Here is a 19,474-nt window from a genome sequence, read left to right as displayed (position 1 = left end):
AATGACTACAATTGCAAACATCAAAGCACGTGAAGTATTGGATTCACGTGGTAACCCAACGGTTGAAGCGGACGTTGTTCTTGAGAACGGCATCATGGGATCTGCTTGTGCGCCATCGGGTGCATCAACCGGTTCACGTGAAGCACTAGAGCTACGTGATGGTGATAAATCTCGCTACCTAGGCAAAGGCGTGCTTAAAGCGGTTGCTGCTGTGAACGGCGAAATCAAAAATGCCCTAGTTGGCATGGATGTGACTGATCAACGCGCTCTGGATAACAAGATGCTTGAGCTTGACGGTACAGAGAATAAGAGCAAATTTGGTGCGAACGCCATTCTTGCTGTTTCACTTGCTGCTGCAAAAGCGGCTGCGCAAGCTAAAAACATTCCACTTTATCAACACATCGCAGAGATCAATGGTACTCCAGGTCGCTACTCTATGCCTGTGCCAATGATGAATATCTTGAACGGTGGTGAGCACGCGGATAACAACGTTGATATCCAAGAGTTCATGGTGCAGCCGGTTGGCGTATCAAGTTTTGCCGAAGCGCTTCGTTGCGGTGCTGAAATTTTCCACGCGTTAAAAGCGGTGCTTAAAGCTAAAGGCCTTAATACAGCGGTTGGTGACGAAGGTGGCTTTGCGCCAAACCTTGCGTCTAATGAAGAGGCACTGGTTGTCATTAAAGAGGCGATCGCTAACGCAGGTTACGAGTTGGGTAAAGATGTCACTCTGGCACTAGACTGTGCCTCCTCTGAGTTCTACAAAGAGGGTATGTACGATCTTGCGGGTGAAGGTAAGAAGTTTGATTCAGAAGGATTCGGTGACTACCTTAAAGCATTGACTGAAAACTACCCAATTGTCTCTATTGAAGATGGCATGGATGAGTCTGATTGGGATGGTTGGGCGAGCCTGACAAGCAAGATCGGCGATAAGGTTCAGCTAGTTGGTGACGATCTATTCGTAACCAACACTAAGATTCTATCTCGTGGTATCGAACAGAGCATCGGTAACTCGATCTTGATTAAGTTCAACCAGATCGGTTCACTGTCTGAAACCTTGGATGCGATTAAAATGGCTCAGGATGCTGGCTTCACGGCAGTCATCTCACACCGTTCTGGCGAAACTGAAGATACAACCATTGCTGACCTTGCAGTGGGAACAGCCGCTGGGCAAATTAAGACCGGTTCACTTTGTCGCTCGGACCGTGTTGCTAAGTACAACCGCCTCATTCGTATCGAAGAGGAGTTGGGTGCTGCAGCAGCATACCGAGGCCTAGTTGAGATTAAAGGCCAGGGTTAATAGAAACATGATATAAAAGGGCCTTAGGCCCTTTTTTTGTGGAGAAAAACAGCTTGCGTTGGTTTTGGTTAATTCTGCTCCTAATGGCAGTGGCGCTTCAGTATCGACTCTGGTTCGGAGAGCCAAGCTTGCCTCAAATTTGGCAGGTACAGAGCGATATTGAAGAGCAGCGCAAGATTAACCAGAGGCTGTTGGAGCGAAACTCAGAGCTGGAAGCTGAAGTGCAAGATCTAAAACGCGGCTTGTCAGCACTCGAAGAGAGAGCCCGATCTGAAATGGGAATGATTGGTAAAGAGGAGACTTTTTATCAGGTGGTTAAGCCTTTGACACCATCGGAGATAGATAGTGACTGAATTTGTTGTAGAGCCTTTCAGCTATGTGAACGGCCAACCCGATGTGAAGGCACAGCTTCGTTCTGCACCAGAGGATTTTCGTGTTGTTGAAGATTTGGGGTATGAACCAGAGGGGGAAGGCGAACATCACTACCTATACATTCAGAAACGCGGTGAAAACACCGATTGGGTGGCGCGTCAGCTAGCTAACTTCTGCCAGGTCAGCCCCAGAGATGTGGCCTACGCAGGTAAAAAAGATCGCCATGCCGTAACTGAGCAGTGGTTCAGTGTCCATCTGCCCGGATCTCGACGTGTGCTTAACTGGGCGTTATTCGGTGGTGATACGATCAATGTTCTCAAGTCGAGTAAACATCGTCGCAAGATTAAACTCGGTCATCTTAAGGGTAACCGATTTGAGATTACCCTCAGAGAGGTCTCTGATGTAAATCGACTTCTGCATAAAGCGACTTCTCTTGAATCAGGGGTTCCTAACTACTTTGGTGAGCAGCGATTTGGTCAGTCGTTCGGTAATCTTCACTCAGGATTGGCTATCCTGTCGGGTGAGTTGGTTGAACGTCAGCGCAACAAACGCAGCATGTACATTTCGGCACTGCGTTCCTATCTATTCAATCGAGTGATCTCCACTCGTATAGATCAAGGCACCTGGGATAGCCCTCTCGATGGGGATGTCTTGATCGAAGACTTCACGCAAAAAGTTCATCGTTACGACGCTAATGATCCTGATCAAAAAGCCCGTTTCGATCAGTGCGATCTGCATTTGACTGCGCCGATGTGGGGTAAAGGCGAATTATACTCCCTGGATAAGGCTCAGATGATAGAAAAGTCGGTCGTCGCGGGGTATCCTCAAATATCTGAGGGGTTGGAAACGCTTGGGCTTAGACAAGAGCGTCGCAGTATGCGATTGGTCCCAAGAGATTTGCATGTGGAAGTGCTAGAGGAACAGGTCGTAAAACTCAGTTTCTCTCTTCCATCAGGCTCGTTTGCCACGAGTGTTTTGCGTGAGCTGTGTGTCTGGTAACCCTTTCCACTTAGGATTGAGCCAATAATAGATAAGAGATAACTAGATGCATATTTTGGTTTCCAATGATGATGGTGTTTACGCACCGGGGTTGCGGGTTCTTGCTGAACGTCTAAAAGAGGCAGGTCACCGCTGTACGGTTGTAGCACCTGATCGTAATAGAAGCGGTGCTAGTAACTCGTTAACCTTGGATCGTCCTCTTGATGCAATTGTGCATAGTAGTGGTTATTTTGGAGTCGATGGAACGCCAACCGATTGTGTGCATTTAGGGGTTTCTGGGATTTTCTCAGATGGTGATATCCCTGATATCGTCGTTTCCGGTATCAATGCGGGTGCAAACTTGGGTGACGATATTGTCTATTCAGGTACCGTGGCTGCGGCAACCGAAGGTCGTCATTTGACACTACCACCTATAGCAGTATCGACCTGCAATTTTCACCCTAAACACTATGAAACGGCCGCACAGGTAGTGGCTGATCTGGTCGCGAATATTGAATCCTTGAAGGTTGCACCGAGAACCGTCATTAATGTGAATGTTCCTGATCTCCCTATAGATCAATTAAAGGGTGTGCAAATTACCCGTTTGGGCCACCGCAGTGCTGGCGAACCGCCACTACCTACTCAAGACCCACGAGGTCGAACTCGCTATTGGATTGCCGCCGTCGGTGAAGCCAAAGATCGTGTTGAAGGTACCGATTTCTATGCGGTTGAAAATGGCTATGTTGCGGTCACCCCTCTGCAGCTGGATATGACTCGCTACTCTGATCTTGATCAGGTGGCTGATTGGTTGGAGCAGTAATAGTGTCCCAACAGCTTTTACGTGAAGGGATCGGAATGACTTCACGCCGAACAAGAGAGAGGCTTCTCAATCGCTTGCAGGATCAAGGGATCACCGATAAAGCGGTATTAGAGACGATCGTTGAAACGCCCCGTCATCTCTTCATTGATGAAGCGCTATCGCATAAAGCCTATGAAGACACCGCGCTGCCAATTGGATATAACCAAACCATCTCTCAACCCTACACTGTCGCTAGAATGAGCGAGTTGCTGTTGGAGTTTGGTGCTAAAGATAAGGTGTTAGAAGTTGGCACGGGATCTGGCTATCAGACAGCAGTTCTTGCTCAGCTCTGTCAGCAGGTTTTCAGTGTAGAAAGAATTCTTCCGTTACAAGAGCGAGCTGCATCTGTACTGGGCTACTTGGGATTGAGTAATGTCTCTCTTTTTCACACTGATGGTGGAATGGGGCTCGAGCATGAGGCACCGTTTGATGCCATTATGGTAACGGCAGCCCCCTCAGTTATTCCCGAATCTTTGAAGAAGCAATTGAAGGTGGGTGGCGTTTTAGTGGCCCCTGTTGGAGATGAAGAGCAAAAACTGGTTCGCATTTTGCGACGCAGTGATTCGCATTTTGAGACCAAAGTGATAGAGCCGGTTAAGTTTGTTCCTCTACTCAATGGGTTGGTAAGTTAATAGACAATGGATCATTTAAATAAGCAGCGCACAGCGTTTCAATATTTTAAGTTGTTATTGAAAGGGATGTTGATGGGTGCGGCTGATGCTGTTCCTGGTGTTTCAGGTGGAACTATTGCCTTCATTACCGGTATCTATGAAGAGCTCATTCACTCGATTCGTCGCTTCGATTTGAAAGCACTGAATGTTCTTTTTAAGAAAGGCTTAGTGGCTGCCTGGAAACAGGTTAACGGAACCTTCTTGTTGGTCCTTGTAGCCGGTATCGCGCTCAGTATCATCTTATTGGCGAAGACGGTTCTGTTTCTCCTAGACGAGTACCCGGTTCTGTTGTGGTCGTTCTTCTTTGGTTTGATTCTTGCGTCAACATGGAGTGTGGCTCGTCATGTTGCAGGTTGGTGCGCCAATCGGATGTCCGTCTTTGTTCTTGGCGCGGTGTTGGCCTATTTGTTGACCTCCATGTCGCCCAGTAGTGTGCCTGATTCGGCGCTGATGGTCTTTTTTGCAGGGATGATTGCCATCTGTGCCATGATTCTTCCAGGTATCTCAGGTAGCTTTATTCTGCTTCTATTAGGGATGTATACGACCATTCTGACAGCGATTAAAGAGTTTGATTTTGCTGTTATCGCACTGTTTGCCGCTGGTGCGGCCTCTGGTTTATTGGCGTTTTCTCGAGTATTGAGTTGGGCTTTCAATCATTATCGCTCAATGACTTTAGCGCTGTTGTCAGGTTTTTTGCTGGGTTCACTCAATAAGGTGTGGCCATGGAAGTACACACTCTCTTACACCATCAACTCTAAAGGGCATCAGGTGCCGCTCGTGGAGCAGAATGTTACCCCAACAGCCTTTACAGATCTTACGGGTGAACCATCTCAATTAGTGTTGGCCATTCTATTGATGCTGTTTGGCTTAGCGGTTGTTCTGTTAATCGATAGACTGCCATCGAGAGGCTAACTGTTTGCGGCTCACTGCTTTACTTGCATTTGCGCTACTTCTCTCTGCTTGCAGCACAGGGTATGCCCCAGTTTCAGATCAGTCACTAGGTCTTCAGCGACCCACCATCGGTGCGGGTGAGTATCGTGTTCGATCGGGTGATACTTTGATTGGTATCGCCTTTAAATTAGGGATCGATCACAGAAGATTGGCCGCAATCAATGGCATTAAAGATAAAGATCTAATATACGCCGGCCAGGTTTTAAAAACTCAAGGCAGCCCTGTTGCTACTCCTTCAAAGCCCCCCTCTAGAGCGGTTGCTAAGCAATCAGTCAACAAAACCCCATCACCTAAAAAGAGAGTTGCGCCAGTCGTGACAAATTTTTCTTGGGGTTGGCCACATTCTGGCAAGATTCTTGCTAGGTATTCAGCTAAAGAGGGTGGCAATAAAGGTTTGGATATCTCTGGCAAACTGGGTGATGCAGTTAAAGCAGCAGCACCTGGGCAGGTGGTATATGCCGGCAGCGGTTTGCTAGGATACGGAAATCTTGTCATTATCAGTCATAGCCAAGAGTTTTTGAGTGCCTATGCGCACAACAGTAAAATTCTGGTTAAAGAGAATCAGCAGGTAAAAGCGGGGCAAGTGATTGCTGAGCTTGGAAGCAGCGGAGCAACGGTTCCCATGCTTCACTTTGAGATTCGAAAAGACGGTAAGCCGGTTGATCCGTTGCGCTATCTACCCAAACGATAGCCCGAACGTTTCAACAAGCCCTCACCCAATAGCTTGATGAAGTGAGTGCAGTATGAATTCAGACAGCAAGATTGAGTTCAATGATGAGTTGTCAGATGATTTAGATCTTTTAGATGGCGAACAGAATAATAATCAAAATGAGCATGAGACAGTCGTCGACTCTCGTCGTGGTAAAGACGGTGTCGCTCATGAAGATTTAATCTCAGCAGGTCAGCTGGACTCGACCCAACTCTACCTCAATGAAATTGGTGCTGCCTCGCTGTTGACGCCCGATGAAGAGAAATCTTTGGGTAGAGCGATCCAACAAGAGGGGTGCATGAAATCCCGTGCGCGAATGATCGAGGCTAATCTGAGGTTGGTGGTTAACATTGCGCGTCGTTACCAAAATCGCGGCTTATCACTGATGGATCTCGTTGAAGAGGGTAATCTTGGACTTATTCGTGCAGTAGAAAAGTTTGACCCTGAAAAAGGCTTTCGTTTTTCCACCTATGCCACTTGGTGGATTCGCCAAGCGGTTGAACGTGGGGTCATGAACCAGACGCGAACCATACGTCTACCCATCCATATTCTTAAAGAGTTGAACAACTATCTTCGCGTTGCACGTGAGCTCTCTCTTACACTGGATCGTGAGCCGACCCCAGAAGATGTGGCTCGTCATCTAGATGAGCCTCTGGAGAATGTTGAAAAGATTATGCGGTTGAATCAACGCGTTGGGTCTTTGGATATTGTGGCAACAGAGGATGGTCGATCGCTAACGGAAGCCATTTCGGATGAAAATGTTAAGTCCCCCGATGACCATAACGCCGATGAAGACCTTCACAAGAATCTAGAATATTGGATAGGCACGCTTCCAGAAAAACATTGCGAGGTTATCTCTCGACGCTTCGGCTTGCGTGGTTTTGATGCTCAGACCCTGGAAATGGTGGGTAATGAAATCGGCCTGACTCGCGAAAGGGTACGACAGATTCAGGTGGAAGGACTCAAAAAGCTTAGAGCGATCTGTTTAGAGAATGGTCTTAACGTCGATTCGCTGTTTAGGCTGTAGCTAACGCTCTAGTAACGCTAGCTTGTCGGTTTTTCCATTCCACTCTTCAGCATCAGAGAGTGGTGCCTTCCGGTAACGGATGTTTGGCCACTGCTCACTCAGTTCGGCATTGAGTTTGTAGTAGATATCCTCCTGTGGGAGAAGGTCATCCTCATGTTTAATAGCTTGAGCAGGGCATTCAGGTTCGCACAGTGCGCAATCGATACACTCATCAGGATGTATCACTAAGAAATTGGGGCCTTCGTAAAAACAATCCACGGGGCACACATCGACACAATCCGTATACTTACACTTGATACAGTTTTCGGTCACGATAAACGTCATGTGTTACCTCCCATCAGCTTTCTATTGAGTATAGATTAAGCGGATCAGTATTTCTCAACTAACTGTTTGAGCTCATAGATTAGGTCCAATGCCTCTCTAGGTGTGAGTGAGTCAGGATCCAATGCTTTTAACTTTAAGTCGCTCTCAGATGGAATAGGAGCGATAAAGAGATCGTTTTGTTGTGGTGATGCCGCTCCAGCTGTTTTGAGGCTGGTTGAAGTAAGAGGTTGAGATTGGCTCCCCTCTTCGAGCTGAATCAGTTTTGATCGGGCACTTTGAATCACTGAGCGAGGTACACCTGCCAATTGAGCAACTTGCAGACCGTAACTCTGGCTTGCAGGCCCCTCTTGGACCTCATGCATAAAGACAATATGGTCGTTATGTTCAACAGCCGTTAAGTGCACATTGACGACGCCGTCAATAAGCTCTGATAGTTGTGTTAGTTCAAAATAGTGGGTTGCGAATAGCGTCAGAGCCTTACACTCTTTAGCTAAATACTCTGCTGCGGACCATGCAAGTGATAGGCCATCAAATGTACTTGTGCCTCTTCCTACCTCATCCATTAGAACTAAAGAGCGCTCTGTTGCGTTATGCAGTATGTTAGCCGTTTCGGTCATCTCAACCATGAAGGTAGAGCGTCCGCCCGCCAGGTCATCGGAGCTACCCATTCGAGTGAAGATTTGATCGACGATGCCAATTTCCGCGCTGCTGGCCGGAACAAAGGAGCCAATCTGAGCCATTAAGGTAATGATGGCTATTTGTCGCATATAGGTGGATTTACCACCCATATTTGGACCGGTCACCATCAGCATCTGTCGTTCTGAATTGAGTTCGGCATTGTTGGCGACAAAGGGCGTGTCTAACACCTGTTCAACAACAGGGTGGCGACCTTCAGTAATCCTTAAACTAGCCGAATTAATCAAAGCTGGGCAGCTGTATTCCAAAGTAGAGGCGCGTTCAGCGAGGTTGCGTAGCAAATCTAACTCTGCCAGTGCCTCGGCTGATAAACGAAGAGGAGTAAGCTGTTCGGCAAGTAGATCGAGCAGCTCATCATAGAGGGCTTTTTCGCGGGCCAATGCACGGCTTTTCGCGCTAAGTGCTTTATCCTCAAACTCTTTAAGTTCCGGTGTTATAAAACGCTCTGCGTTCTTAAGAGTCTGACGGCGTTGATACTCTACTGGAGGTTCAAACTGTTGGGCTTTACCGACCTCAATAAAGTAGCCGTGCACGCGATTGTAGCCAACCTTAAGTGTGGCGATGCCTGTGCGAACTCGTTCACGTTCCTCGAGGTCAATTAGATAGCTACCTGCGTTTTCACTCAGGCCCTGAAGCTCATCAAGCTCAGCATCGTAGCCACTGGCAATGACACCGCCTTCACGAATGACAACGGGAGGATTCACTTTAATAGCTCGGCTCAAAAGCGAGGCTAGATCCGGAAAGGAAGAGACAGCCTGTTTGAGGTGGATGAGTCGATTGCCTTCGCAATCTGTCAGTAATTCTTGGATGTCTGGTAGCGCATTCAGTGCCAATTTGAGACGCTCTAGATCCCTTGGTCGAGCTGAGCGCAGAGCAACACGTGACAGAATTCGCTCTATATCGCCAATTGAGCGCATGACATCGTCAAAGGCTTCAAAACGGAACTGATCCAGCATCCATTGGATGGCTTGCTGTCGCTCTTGTAGAGCAGTGATATTACGAAGGGGTCTGTGCAGCCATCGGCGCAGCATTCTGGCAGCCATAGGTGTCTTAGTTCTATCTAAAACAGAGACCAGGGTTTGCTCGCTACCACCATTGAGGTTGACATCGATCTCAAGATTTTTACGTGTAGCGGCGTCGATATGAACCGCCTCGTTACCCTTATCTACGATTAAACTGTTGATGTGGGGTAGAGCGCTTCGCTGAGTATCTTTAGCGTATTGCATTAAACAGCCAGCCGCCGCAACAGCAAGTGACATGCCTTCACAGCCAAACCCCACTAGGTCTCGAGTTTTGAATTGCTCGTTTAGGATTCGATGTGCGGTCTCAATCTCAAACGCCCAAGGTGGCTGGCGCCTCAGGCCAAGACCACGAAGCGACTGGATCCACTCTTGCTCAGCAAGCTCATCTGAGACAAGCAGCTCTGCAGGCTTTAGTCGCTCGATTTCGGAGTGTGCGAATGCTGAAGTGTCGAGTTCAGAGACATGAAAGCGACCTGCGCTAATGTCCAGTACTGCTAGGCCATATCGATTTTTATGTTCATAAATGGCGGCTAAAAGATTATCACGACGCTCCTCTAGAAACGCCTCGTCTGTCAATGTGCCAGGTGTGATGATTCGAGCAACTTGACGCTCAACCGGCCCCTTGCTGGTGGCTGGATCACCTACTTGCTCGCAGATGACAACGGACTCACCCAGTCTAACCAGCCTGGCGACGTAGCCCTCGGCTGAATGAAAAGGGACTCCGGCCATTGGAATGGGCTCACCGCCCGATTTGCCACGTGCAGTTAGCGAAATGTCCAACAGCTCGGCAGCTCGTTTAGCATCGTCGTAAAAAAGCTCATAAAAATCCCCCATGCGATAGAACAGAAATTCATGTGGGTGATCGGTTTTGATGCGTAAATACTGTTGCATCATTGGCGTGTGCTGGGAAAGATCTTGTGGACTATTGGACATAAAATTTACAATTATTAAAGCGAGCTAAAGATCAGATTCTACTTGAATCTGTTTGATTATCGAGTGACGAGAACAATAAATTTTAATGAAAGCTTTGACTGTGAAGAGTGATGAATAAGCAAATTGATCTGTTGGCTAAAAAGCTGATTGATGCACGATTAATGATGGCGACGGCAGAGTCTTGCACCGGCGGTGGTATTGCTCAGGCGCTCACTGATATATCGGGCTCATCACAGTGGTTTGATAGTGGTCTAGTGACCTACTCCAATGAAGCTAAGCAGCGTTTATTGGGTGTTCCAAACGAATTGATTGATCAGTGGGGTGCAGTAAGTGAGCCCGTTGCTAAGTCGATGGCTGAAGGGGCGGCAAATCAAGAGGGCGTGGATTTGGCGGTCGCTGTGACTGGTATAGCTGGTCCCACTGGTGGTAGTAAAGATAAGCCTGTCGGTACTGTATGGATTGCCTGGAAGATGCCCAATAAACAGTCAGAAGCGCGCTGTTTTACGTTCGATGGAGATCGTTCCGCAGTTCGGCAGGCGACCATAAATGCAGCTATTACAGGGCTTTTAGAGCGTTTATGAAATTATTTTCGTATTCCTGTTTGACATATTTTTTACCTGTGCTTTAATACTGGTTATTAATACAGTAGTTAGCCAGTAGACAGCTCAAGGAATTTCTCATGGATCAGAATCGTAAGAAAGCATTAGACGCAGCACTCTCACAAATAGAACGACAGTTCGGTAAAGGCGCAGTCATGCGCATGGGTGAGCAGCCTCGTGAGGCTATCCCTGCAGTTTCAACTGGCTCACTAGGATTGGATATTGCCCTAGGTATAGGCGGTCTTCCTTACGGACGTGTTGTAGAGATCTACGGTCCAGAGTCCTCTGGTAAAACAACACTAACCCTGCAAGTGATAGCTGAAGCTCAAAAGCAGGGTAAAACTTGTGCATTCGTGGATGCTGAACACGCTTTAGATCCGATTTATGCTGAGAAACTTGGTGTTGATGTCGACTCGCTTCTTGTTTCTCAGCCGGACACAGGTGAACAAGCACTTGAAATTACCGACATGCTAACTCGCTCGGGCGCTGTTGATGTGATCATTGTCGATTCGGTTGCTGCATTGACGCCTAAAGCTGAAATCGAAGGTGATATGGGTGATTCGCACGTCGGTTTGCAAGCACGCTTGATGTCTCAAGCACTTCGTAAACTGACGGGTACCGTTAAACAGTCAGGTTGTTTGCTAGTCTTCATCAACCAGATTCGAATGAAAATCGGTGTCATGTTTGGTAACCCTGAGACGACTACGGGTGGTAATGCGCTTAAGTTTTACTCTTCAGTTCGTTTGGATATTCGCCGAACTGGTGCGGTGAAGCAGGGTGATGAGATTATCGGTAACGAGACTCGTGTAAAAGTTGTTAAAAACAAAGTTGCTCCGCCATTCCGCCAAGCAGAATTCCAGATTATGTACGGCAAAGGTATCTATCACATGGGCGAAGTAATCGACCTAGGTGTGCAGCAAAAGCTGATTGATAAGAGTGGTGCTTGGTACGCATACAATGGCGATAAGATCGGGCAGGGTAAAGCGAATGCAGCCAAGTTCCTGGAAGAAAATCCAGAGATCGCTAACGAAATTGAGTCACAAATTCGTAAAGAGTTGCTATCTGTACCAGCCAAGCCTGAAAAAGGTGATGAAGGTTCTGAAACTAATGCAGAGTTAGAATTTTAATCACAGAATAGAGGGGCTTCGGCCCCTTTTTTATTTCTATGCAAAAACGACAAAAGAGACCTATAGAAACAGAATCCGAGCTAAGGTCCTTTGCCTTCAGTTATTTGGCTAGGCAAGAGTATTCGCAGAGTCAATTACGTGAGCGTCTTGCAAAAAGATGTGAAAAACCTGAACTCATAGAGAGGGTGTTAACTTACCTTGTTGAAGAGGGGTATCAATCTGATAGCCGCTTTGCAGAGAGCTACATTCGAGTGAAATCCGATCAGGGGCAAGGTGGTAAGAAAATAGCTTTCGATCTGAGTCGTAAAGGAATTTCTAAGCAATTAATCGAAGAGTTATTAGATAGTCGCAAAGACGATCCCAAGCAGGTCGCGCTTGAGTATCTAAAACGCAAATTTGGTGAAGAGCCTCCTGAAGATATGAAAGTGAAAGCAAAATGGTTTAGACATATGGCTGGACGTGGTTTCAACTATGGTGAAATCGAATACGCATTTCGTTATCAAAATAGTGATCCCGATTACGACTAATCACCGTTAATTTGGTCAATTCCCCCGCACTACCCCCTACGAGTTTCACTCTAGTTTGTATATACTTATTCGCTATTTTGCCAAGGTTGTACCTGTATCAATTTAGGTACGGCTATTTTGGTGTCAATTTAAGATGATAGAGACTCGGCTGATTCTATGAAAAAGATGACCAGTGCTGAAATTCGAAACGCATTTCTGGACTATTTTGCTAGTCAGGGACATGAGGTGGTTTCTTCAAGCCCACTGATCCCTGGCAACGATGCCACACTGCTTTTCACCAACGCAGGTATGGTTCAGTTTAAAGACGTATTCCTGGGTAGCGATAAACGCAACTACTCTCGAGCAACAACCTCGCAACGTTGTGTTCGTGCCGGTGGTAAACACAATGACCTAGAGAACGTAGGCTACACTGCTCGTCACCACACTTTCTTTGAAATGTTGGGTAACTTCAGCTTTGGCGATTACTTTAAAGAAGATGCCATTCGATTTGCTTGGACCTTCTTAACGGAAACCTTGGGTCTTCCAAAAGAGCGTCTATGGGTAACCGTTCACCACAGTGATGATGAGGCAGAACGTATCTGGAAAGAGACCATGGGTATCGACCCAGAGCGTTTCTCTAAGCTTGATGAAGATAACTTCTGGGCGATGGGTGATACAGGTCCTTGTGGTCCATGTACAGAGATTTTCTTCGATCATGGTCCTGATGTTTGGGGTGGCCCACCAGGAAGCCCAGAGGAAGATGGGGATCGATACATCGAGATCTGGAACGTTGTCTTTATGCAGTACAACCGTTCTGCTGATGGTGAAATGACACCGCTAGAGCGCCCTTCAATTGATACCGGTATGGGTCTTGAACGTATTGCTGCCGTTATGCAGGGCGTTCATTCGAACTACGAAATTGATCTGTTCCAAAACCTACTTGCAGCGACAGCTGAAGTAATTGGTACCAAGGATCGCGATAACAAATCACTTCGCGTAATCGCTGACCATATCCGTTCATGTTCATTCTTAATCACTGATGGCGTGACGCCTTCAAACGAAGGGCGTGGCTATGTTCTTCGTCGTATTATGCGCCGCGCCATTCGTCACGGTAATAAACTCGGTGCTCAAGGAACCTTCTTCTACAAATTGGTTGCGCCCCTAGTTAAAGAGATGGGCGAAGCCTATCCTGAGCTTGCAAAAATGCAGGAACAGGTTGAGCGAGTGCTTCTTAAAGAGGAGGAGCAGTTTGCTCGTACCCTAGACAAAGGACTGGCACTTCTTGAAGAGGAGATTGCAAATCTTCAGGGTACGGTCGTTCCTGGCTCAGCAGTATTCAAACTCTATGACACTTATGGTTTCCCGGTTGACTTGACCGCCGACGTTGCGCGCGAGCGTGAACTGACCATTGACATGGAAGGCTTTGAAGCAGCAATGGCTGATCAGCGTGAGCGCGCTCGTGCATCAGGATCTTTCAATGTGGATTACAACGATAAGCTAGAGATCGATGGCGTTACCGAGTTCTCTGGTTATGAGCTTCTGGAAGATCGTGTTGAGATTGAAGCGATCTTCAAAGAGGGCGAATCAGTCACAGAGCTATCTGCTGGAGAGTCCGGTCTTGTGGTTATGACTCGTACACCTTTCTACGCTGAATCGGGTGGTCAGGTCGGTGATACTGGTCAGCTGGTTTGGGATCGCGGTACGTTTGATGTGGCAAACTGTACAAAAGAGGGTAAGAGCCATGTCCATCACGGCTCTGTGACTGAGGGCGTTTTAAAGCTCGGAGACCAAGTTAACGCACTGGTTAACAAAGCTCGTCGTCAAGCTGCGGCTCTTAACCACTCAGCAACGCACCTTTTACACGAAGCGCTTCGTCGCGTGCTCGGAGAGCATGTGCAGCAGAAAGGCTCGCTGTGTAATGATGAACGTCTCCGTTTTGACTTCTCACACTTTGAAGCGGTTACTGACGAAGAGCTCAAAACCGTTGAACAGATGGTCAATGAACAGATTCGTGCAAATACGTCAGTAGAAACCGAAATCATGGCGATTGATGCTGCGAAGGAGCGCGGAGCTCAAGCCCTATTTGGTGAAAAGTACGATGATGAAGTACGTGTTCTATCCATGGGTGGCGACTTCTCAGTAGAGCTTTGTGGTGGTACTCATGCTTCTCGTACGGGTGATATCGGTATGATGAAGATTGTCTCTGAGTCGGGTATTGCATCAGGCGTGCGTCGTATCGAGGCGATTACCGGTCTTGCTGCTCTCAACTGGTTTGAAGAGAGTGAGTCACTACTGGGTGAACTCGGCGCAATGGTTAAAGGTTCTCGAGATTCACTGCTAGAGAAATTCCAAGCATTGAACGAACGTAGCCGTTCCCTTGAGAAAGAGATTGAACGATTGAATGCAAAACTGGCGGCTGCCCAGAGTGGTGAGCTGCTCTCGTCGGCTGTTGAGATCAACGGTATCAAGGTTTTGGCAACAGAAGTTCAAGGTGTTGACCCTAAATCACTTCGCGACATGCTGGATCAGCTTAAGAATAAGTTGGGTAGCGGTGTGGTTGTGCTTGCAGCACACGATGGTGAAAAGGTTAGCCTTGTCGCGGGTGTGACGAAAGATCTTACTGGTCAAGTAAAAGCGGGTGATCTGATTCGTGAGCTTGCCACTCAACTTGGCGGTAAAGGCGGTGGTCGACCCGATATGGCTCAGGGCGGTGGCACCGATATAGCGGCTCTTCCTCAGGCGATTGCTGCGGTACCGGAATTAGTTAGAGCTGCACTTTAATCGTGCAGCGTTAATTGGAAATAGAGATAGATGGCTTTATTTGTACAAAAATATGGCGGTACCTCAGTAGGTTCAGTAGAGCGTATTGAAGCAGTCGCTGACAAAGTAAAACGATTTAAGGATCAGGGTCACGACATTGTCGTGGTTGTCTCTGCAATGAGCGGTGAGACCAATCGTCTTATCGGTCTTGCTAAAGATATCACTGATAATCCAGATCCACGTGAATACGATGTTTTGGTATCAACGGGTGAGCAGGTGACGATTTCACTGCTCTCTATGGCTCTGAAAAAGCGTGGTCTAGGTGCGAAGTCTTACACTGGCGGTCAGGTTCGTATCCATACTGATAGCTCACACACCAAAGCGCGTATCCAAAGCATCGATACCAGCAAAATGCGTTCAGATCTTGATGAAGGTAACGTCATAGTTGTAGCCGGCTTCCAGGGCATGGATGATGACGGCAATATCACGACCCTAGGTCGCGGTGGTTCTGATACAACGGGTGTTGCTCTGGCGGCTGCTTTAAAAGCTGATGAGTGTCAGATCTATACGGATGTCGACGGCGTCTACACGACAGACCCGCGCGTGGTAGAAGGTGCCCGTCGTCTCGATAAAATCACCTTTGAAGAGATGCTAGAGATGGCCAGTCTCGGTTCAAAGGTTTTGCAGATTCGCTCGGTTGAATTTGCAGGTAAATACAATGTTCCATTACGTGTATTGTCTAGCTTCCAAGATGGTGGCGGTACACTTATTACTACAGAGGAAACTGATAGCGTGGAAAATCCAATTATTTCAGGCATCGCGTTTAACCGTGACGAAGCAAAACTGACGGTGTTGGGTGTGCCTGACCTTCCAGGTATTGCATCACGTATCCTAGGTCCTGTCTCGTCTGCCAATATCGAAGTAGATATGATCGTTCAAAACGTAGCAGCCGATCAGACGACCGACTTTACATTCACAGTACACCGTAATGATTACGATAAAGCCTTGGTTATCCTTGAAGAGACGGCTAACGAGCTAGGTGCGCGTGAAGTGAAAGGCGACAATAAGATTGCTAAAGTCTCTATCGTGGGTGTGGGTATGCGTTCTCACGCAGGCGTTGCAAGCAATATGTTCACAACCCTGGCTAAAGAGAATATCAATATTCAGATGATCTCAACTTCCGAGATCAAGGTCTCTGTAGTAATCTCAGAGAAGTATATGGAGCTAGCGGTTCGTGCACTGCACAGTGCGTTTGAACTCGATCAAGCAGACAGCGTCGCTGAATAATCGCTATCTAGCATAATTGGATTCGCACATGGCGATCACTTGGTCGCCTATCTTAAATGGATTTAGGAGAAGCTGATGCTAATACTGACAAGGCGAGTTGGTGAAACTCTAATGATTGGTGACAATATCAGTGTCACTGTTCTTGGTGTCAAAGGTAATCAGGTGCGAATCGGTGTGAATGCACCAAAAGATGTTTCCATTCATCGTGAAGAGATCTACCAAAGGATCTTGGATGAAAAAGAGCAGGAAAATAGCGGAAAGTCGTAAGTTTTTCCCTTTTAGGGTTTAACTTTAGTCACCTCTCTTGTACTATACGCGCCGTTGATCAGGAGCGGTGGCCGAGTGGCTGAAGGCGCACCCCTGCTAAGGGTGTATACGTTTACGCGTATCGAGGGTTCGAATCCCTCTCGCTCCGCCATCAAGATTAAGCGCCCGTAGCTCAGCTGGATAGAGTACCTGGCTACGAACCAGGCGGTCGCACGTTCGAATCGTGCCGGGCGCGCCAATCTTGAGTTTTCACTTCTTTAGTGTTTTCATCGACCAACATCTGAAATAAGCGCCCGTAGCTCAGCTGGATAGAGTACCTGGCTACGAACCAGGCGGTCGCACGTTCGAATCGTGCCGGGCGCGCCATTTCAGAATCACGCAATACTTCAGCGCCCGTAGCTCAGCTGGATAGAGTACCTGGCTACGAACCAGGCGGTCGCACGTTCGAATCGTGCCGGGCGCGCCATATTCAAAAGAAATGCCACCTTTAGGGTGGCATTTTTTTTGAACTTGACGTGTCCAGCCGAGTCAACGTGCTCGTTCGACTAAAACGCAGGAGCGTTTTAGGGCAGGCGAAGCCTGGGGTGAAACCCCGAGGGCAGGACAGCCCGAGCCAATCGTGCCTCCAAAGCTTCATCGCTAGAGTACCTGGGCTTTTATGAGCCGCAGCGCTACCAGTCGGTTCAAATTACAAGGCGCGCCATATTCAAAAGAAATGCCACCTTTACGGTGGCATTTTTTTTTGAACTGAAATTTCTCATTCTTTAGTCGCAATGAAAGTCATTTCGAAACTGATACAGATACGCCGTTACAGAGTGCGTAAATACTGCAGCTTCATTCGTAAGTTGACTGGTAAGTTAAAAAAACGACCTTTTTTGTAAATTCACTACATACAAAGTGGGCTTGATATGGCTGCGGGGCTATGGGATAAATGTTCCCTATGCTGTTGGGTAGGGGTTACTTTGCGCATAGATCCAAGGATCATGCCAAGCCCTTTGAATTATTTTTATTGGAGTAGAGTAGATGAATAGTCTGATATCAGAAGGCCTCAACCTTATGGTCTATGGTATGGGGTTCGTTTTCGTATTCCTTACGCTGCTGGTCATTGTCACTACATTGATGTCTAAGCTGGTAAACAAGTTTTTGCCAGAACCGATTGTAGAGCCAAAAGCCAAAGCGTCTGCGCCTCAAGCTGCAGGCAACAATGATGAGTTGTTGGCTGTATTGTCGGCAGCGGTTCATAAATACCGTAAGTAATTTTAGGCACTGCCTTTTAACAAGAGAGAACTTAAGTTTATGTCTGATGCAAATAAGCCTCTTGGTATCACGGATGTAGTTTTACGTGATGCGCACCAATCATTGTTTGCGACTCGTCTTCGCCTCGATGACATGCTTCCTATTGCTGAGAAGCTAGATAAGATTGGCTACTGGTCGCTAGAGAGTTGGGGTGGTGCCACTTTTGACTCATGTATTCGTTATCTAGGTGAAGATCCTTGGGATCGTATTCGCCAACTTAAAGCAGCAATGCCAAACACTCGCCAGCAGATGCTACTGCGCGGTCAAAACCTATTAGGTTACCGCCACTACGGTGATGATGTGGTCGAGCGTTTTGTTGAGCGTTCAGCAGAGAGCGGTATCGACGTATTCCGTATCTTCGATGCGATGAATGACCCTCGTAACCTTGAGAAAGCGATTGCGGCCGTTAAAGCGACTGGCAAACACGCTCAGGGTACGATCTCTTACACTACTAGCCCAGTTCACACCATCGACATGTGGGTGGATTACGCTAAGACCCTTGAAGACATGGGTGCTGATTCAATCAACATCAAAGATATGTCAGGCATTTTGACCCCTTACGGTGCGTTTGATCTTGTATCTCGTCTGAAAGCTCAGACGGGGCTTGAAGTTCAGCTGCATGCTCACGCAACGGCAGGTCTGTCTGATATGACCATCCTGAAAGCGGTCGAAGCGGGCATTGATCGTGTTGATACAGCGATCTCTTCAATGTCGATGACCTACGGTCATACAGCAACAGAGTCTGTAGTAGCGGCTCTAGCAGGTACGGATCGTGATACCGGTCTAAACCTAGAAGCACTCGAAGAGATTGCAGCCTACTTCCGTGAAGTTCGTAAGAAGTACGCTAAATTTGAAGGCTCACTGCGTGGTACTGACAGCCGCATTCTAGTGGCTCAGGTTCCTGGTGGTATGTTGACCAATATGGAGAGTCAACTTAAAGAGCAGGGCGCAGCGGATAAGTTTGATGAAGTGTTGGCTGAGATCCCACGAGTACGTGAAGATCTTGGTTACATTCCACTGGTGACACCAACATCACAGATCGTTGGTACTCAAGCGGTTATCAATGTACTCGTTGGCGAGCGTTACAAAACTATATCTAAAGAAGTTCAGGGTATCCTTAAAGGTGAGTACGGTGCAGCTCCTGCGCCATACAATGCTGAGCTTCAGGCCAAAGTTCTTGATGGAGCAGAGGCTATCACTTGCCGTCCAGCTGATCTCATCGAGCCAGAGATGGATAAGCTTGTTGCAGAGCTTAAAGAGATCGCAGTTGAAAAGGGTATTGAGCTAGAAACGGGTGAGCGTGAAATTGATGACGTGCTTACTTACGCTCTGTTCCCTCAGATCGGCCTTAAATTCCTTGAAAATCGCGGTAACCCAGACGCGTTTGAACCAGTACCCACTTTAGAGGATGCGCTAGCTATGTCAGCACCTAAGAAATCAGGACCAGAAGTTTACACAATCACAGTCAATGGCCAGAACTACGTTGTTCAAGTGGCTGAAGGTGGTGACATTACAGCCGTTGCTCCTGCTGCTGCAGCACCTGCCGCTCCAGCCGCTGCGCCTGCAGGTTCAGGTGAGCCTGTGCCAGCTCCACTGGCCGGTAACATCTGGAAAGTTCAGGTCTCTGCTGGTCAAGCGGTTCAAGAGGGCGATGTGCTTGTTATCTTGGAAGCGATGAAGATGGAGACAGAAGTTCGTGCAGCGCGTGCTGGTACAGTGACTTCAGTTGACGTTAAAGAGGGCGATGCCGTTCAGGTTGGCGACTCTCTGGTTACTCTTGCCTAATTTGAGGT

Annotated in this window: 18 protein-coding genes and 4 tRNA genes; 20 read left to right on the top strand and 2 right to left on the bottom strand. The window is 47.6% G+C overall.

The features are described from left to right. Position 1: 1 nt before the first annotated feature. Genes eno through rpoS form a run of 8 tightly spaced genes read left to right on the top strand, consistent with a single transcriptional unit; the run spans position 2 to position 6,864 of the window. Positions 2-1,297, top strand: coding sequence for a phosphopyruvate hydratase (gene eno / locus XMD579_RS10485; RefSeq protein WP_173481439.1), 1,296 nt, complete (start codon positions 2-4; stop codon positions 1,295-1,297). A 38-nt stretch (positions 1,298-1,335) separates the two neighbouring features. After that, complete coding sequence (gene ftsB / locus XMD579_RS10480) at positions 1,336-1,650, top strand: cell division protein FtsB (protein ID WP_371815203.1); 315 nt, start codon at positions 1,336-1,338, stop codon at positions 1,648-1,650. Continuing rightward, positions 1,643-2,668, top strand: coding sequence for a tRNA pseudouridine(13) synthase TruD (gene truD, locus XMD579_RS11545; RefSeq protein WP_173483411.1), 1,026 nt, complete (start codon positions 1,643-1,645; stop codon positions 2,666-2,668). Before ftsB ends, truD begins: the two co-directional genes overlap by 8 nt. Positions 2,669-2,714: 46 nt before the next feature. After that, the gene (gene surE, locus XMD579_RS10470) at positions 2,715-3,467 is read left to right on the top strand and encodes a 5'/3'-nucleotidase SurE (protein WP_173506332.1); all 753 of its coding nucleotides are present in this window, start codon (positions 2,715-2,717) and stop codon (positions 3,465-3,467) included. Positions 3,468-3,502: 35 nt separating this feature from the next. Next, positions 3,503-4,138 (top strand): protein-L-isoaspartate(D-aspartate) O-methyltransferase, encoded by a 636-nt coding sequence (locus XMD579_RS10465; protein WP_173481480.1) that lies wholly within the window; start codon positions 3,503-3,505, stop codon positions 4,136-4,138. Positions 4,139-4,144: 6 nt separating this feature from the next. Further along, positions 4,145-5,089, top strand: coding sequence for a DUF368 domain-containing protein (locus tag XMD579_RS10460; protein ID WP_217362077.1), 945 nt, complete (start codon positions 4,145-4,147; stop codon positions 5,087-5,089). Between the two features lie 4 nt (positions 5,090-5,093). Further along, positions 5,094-5,819, top strand: coding sequence for a peptidoglycan DD-metalloendopeptidase family protein (locus tag XMD579_RS10455; protein WP_217362076.1), 726 nt, complete (start codon positions 5,094-5,096; stop codon positions 5,817-5,819). Positions 5,820-5,871: 52 nt separating this feature from the next. Further along, the gene (gene rpoS / locus XMD579_RS10450; protein ID WP_173483410.1) at positions 5,872-6,864 is read left to right on the top strand and encodes an RNA polymerase sigma factor RpoS; all 993 of its coding nucleotides are present in this window, start codon (positions 5,872-5,874) and stop codon (positions 6,862-6,864) included. On the opposite strand, the gene fdxA is transcribed toward rpoS, so the two are convergent. Both fdxA and mutS read right to left on the bottom strand, forming a co-directional pair. Beyond that, on the bottom strand, positions 6,865-7,188 hold the full coding sequence (gene fdxA / locus XMD579_RS10445; protein ID WP_173481434.1) for a ferredoxin FdxA: 324 nt from the start codon (positions 7,186-7,188) through the stop codon (positions 6,865-6,867). It abuts the gene before it with no gap. A gap of 44 nt (positions 7,189-7,232) precedes the next feature. Beyond that, on the bottom strand, positions 7,233-9,839 hold the full coding sequence (mutS, locus tag XMD579_RS10440) for a DNA mismatch repair protein MutS (RefSeq protein WP_173506331.1): 2,607 nt from the start codon (positions 9,837-9,839) through the stop codon (positions 7,233-7,235). Between the two features lie 110 nt (positions 9,840-9,949). Between mutS and XMD579_RS10435 the strand changes: the two genes are divergently transcribed. The 12 genes from XMD579_RS10435 to oadA all read left to right on the top strand — a co-directional run bounded on the left by XMD579_RS10435 (position 9,950) and on the right by oadA (position 19,466). After that, a complete protein-coding gene (locus XMD579_RS10435; RefSeq protein ID WP_173506330.1) occupies positions 9,950-10,420 on the top strand; it encodes a CinA family protein in 471 nt (156 codons plus the stop codon). 98 nt (positions 10,421-10,518) lie between these two features. Continuing rightward, positions 10,519-11,565, top strand: a complete 1,047-nt coding sequence (recA, locus tag XMD579_RS10430; protein WP_173483400.1) for a recombinase RecA — start codon at positions 10,519-10,521, stop codon at positions 11,563-11,565. Between the two features lie 38 nt (positions 11,566-11,603). Continuing rightward, positions 11,604-12,092: a regulatory protein RecX gene (locus XMD579_RS10425; protein WP_173495280.1), complete on the top strand. Its 489-nt coding sequence runs from the start codon at positions 11,604-11,606 to the stop codon at positions 12,090-12,092. A gap of 165 nt (positions 12,093-12,257) precedes the next feature. Next, positions 12,258-14,852, top strand: a complete 2,595-nt coding sequence (gene alaS / locus XMD579_RS10420) for an alanine--tRNA ligase (RefSeq protein ID WP_173494921.1) — start codon at positions 12,258-12,260, stop codon at positions 14,850-14,852. Between the two features lie 30 nt (positions 14,853-14,882). Continuing rightward, positions 14,883-16,118, top strand: coding sequence for an aspartate kinase (locus XMD579_RS10415; protein WP_173481413.1), 1,236 nt, complete (start codon positions 14,883-14,885; stop codon positions 16,116-16,118). Positions 16,119-16,193: 75 nt separating this feature from the next. Next, positions 16,194-16,385: a carbon storage regulator CsrA gene (gene csrA / locus XMD579_RS10410; RefSeq protein ID WP_173481412.1), complete on the top strand. Its 192-nt coding sequence runs from the start codon at positions 16,194-16,196 to the stop codon at positions 16,383-16,385. A 61-nt stretch (positions 16,386-16,446) separates the two neighbouring features. Next, positions 16,447-16,536: transfer RNA gene (locus XMD579_RS10405), tRNA-Ser, on the top strand. 10 nt (positions 16,537-16,546) lie between these two features. Further along, positions 16,547-16,623 (top strand) — tRNA-Arg (locus XMD579_RS10400). A 51-nt stretch (positions 16,624-16,674) separates the two neighbouring features. Beyond that, positions 16,675-16,751 (top strand) — tRNA-Arg (locus XMD579_RS10395). Between the two features lie 23 nt (positions 16,752-16,774). Next, positions 16,775-16,851, top strand: a tRNA-Arg gene (locus XMD579_RS10390). Positions 16,852-17,408: 557 nt separating this feature from the next. Beyond that, positions 17,409-17,642, top strand: a complete 234-nt coding sequence (locus XMD579_RS10385; protein WP_173481411.1) for an OadG family protein — start codon at positions 17,409-17,411, stop codon at positions 17,640-17,642. A 39-nt stretch (positions 17,643-17,681) separates the two neighbouring features. Further along, positions 17,682-19,466 (top strand): sodium-extruding oxaloacetate decarboxylase subunit alpha, encoded by a 1,785-nt coding sequence (oadA, locus tag XMD579_RS10380; RefSeq protein WP_173494818.1) that lies wholly within the window; start codon positions 17,682-17,684, stop codon positions 19,464-19,466. The last annotated feature ends 8 nt before the right edge of the window (positions 19,467-19,474 follow it).

Origin of the sequence: Marinobacterium sp. xm-d-579 (genome assembly GCF_013282935.1) — a bacterium.
Taxonomy (GTDB): Bacteria; Pseudomonadota; Gammaproteobacteria; order Pseudomonadales; family Balneatricaceae; genus Marinobacterium_E.
The sequence above is the reverse complement of the archived record's forward strand: the minus strand, read 5'-3'. Positions and strand labels throughout refer to the sequence as shown.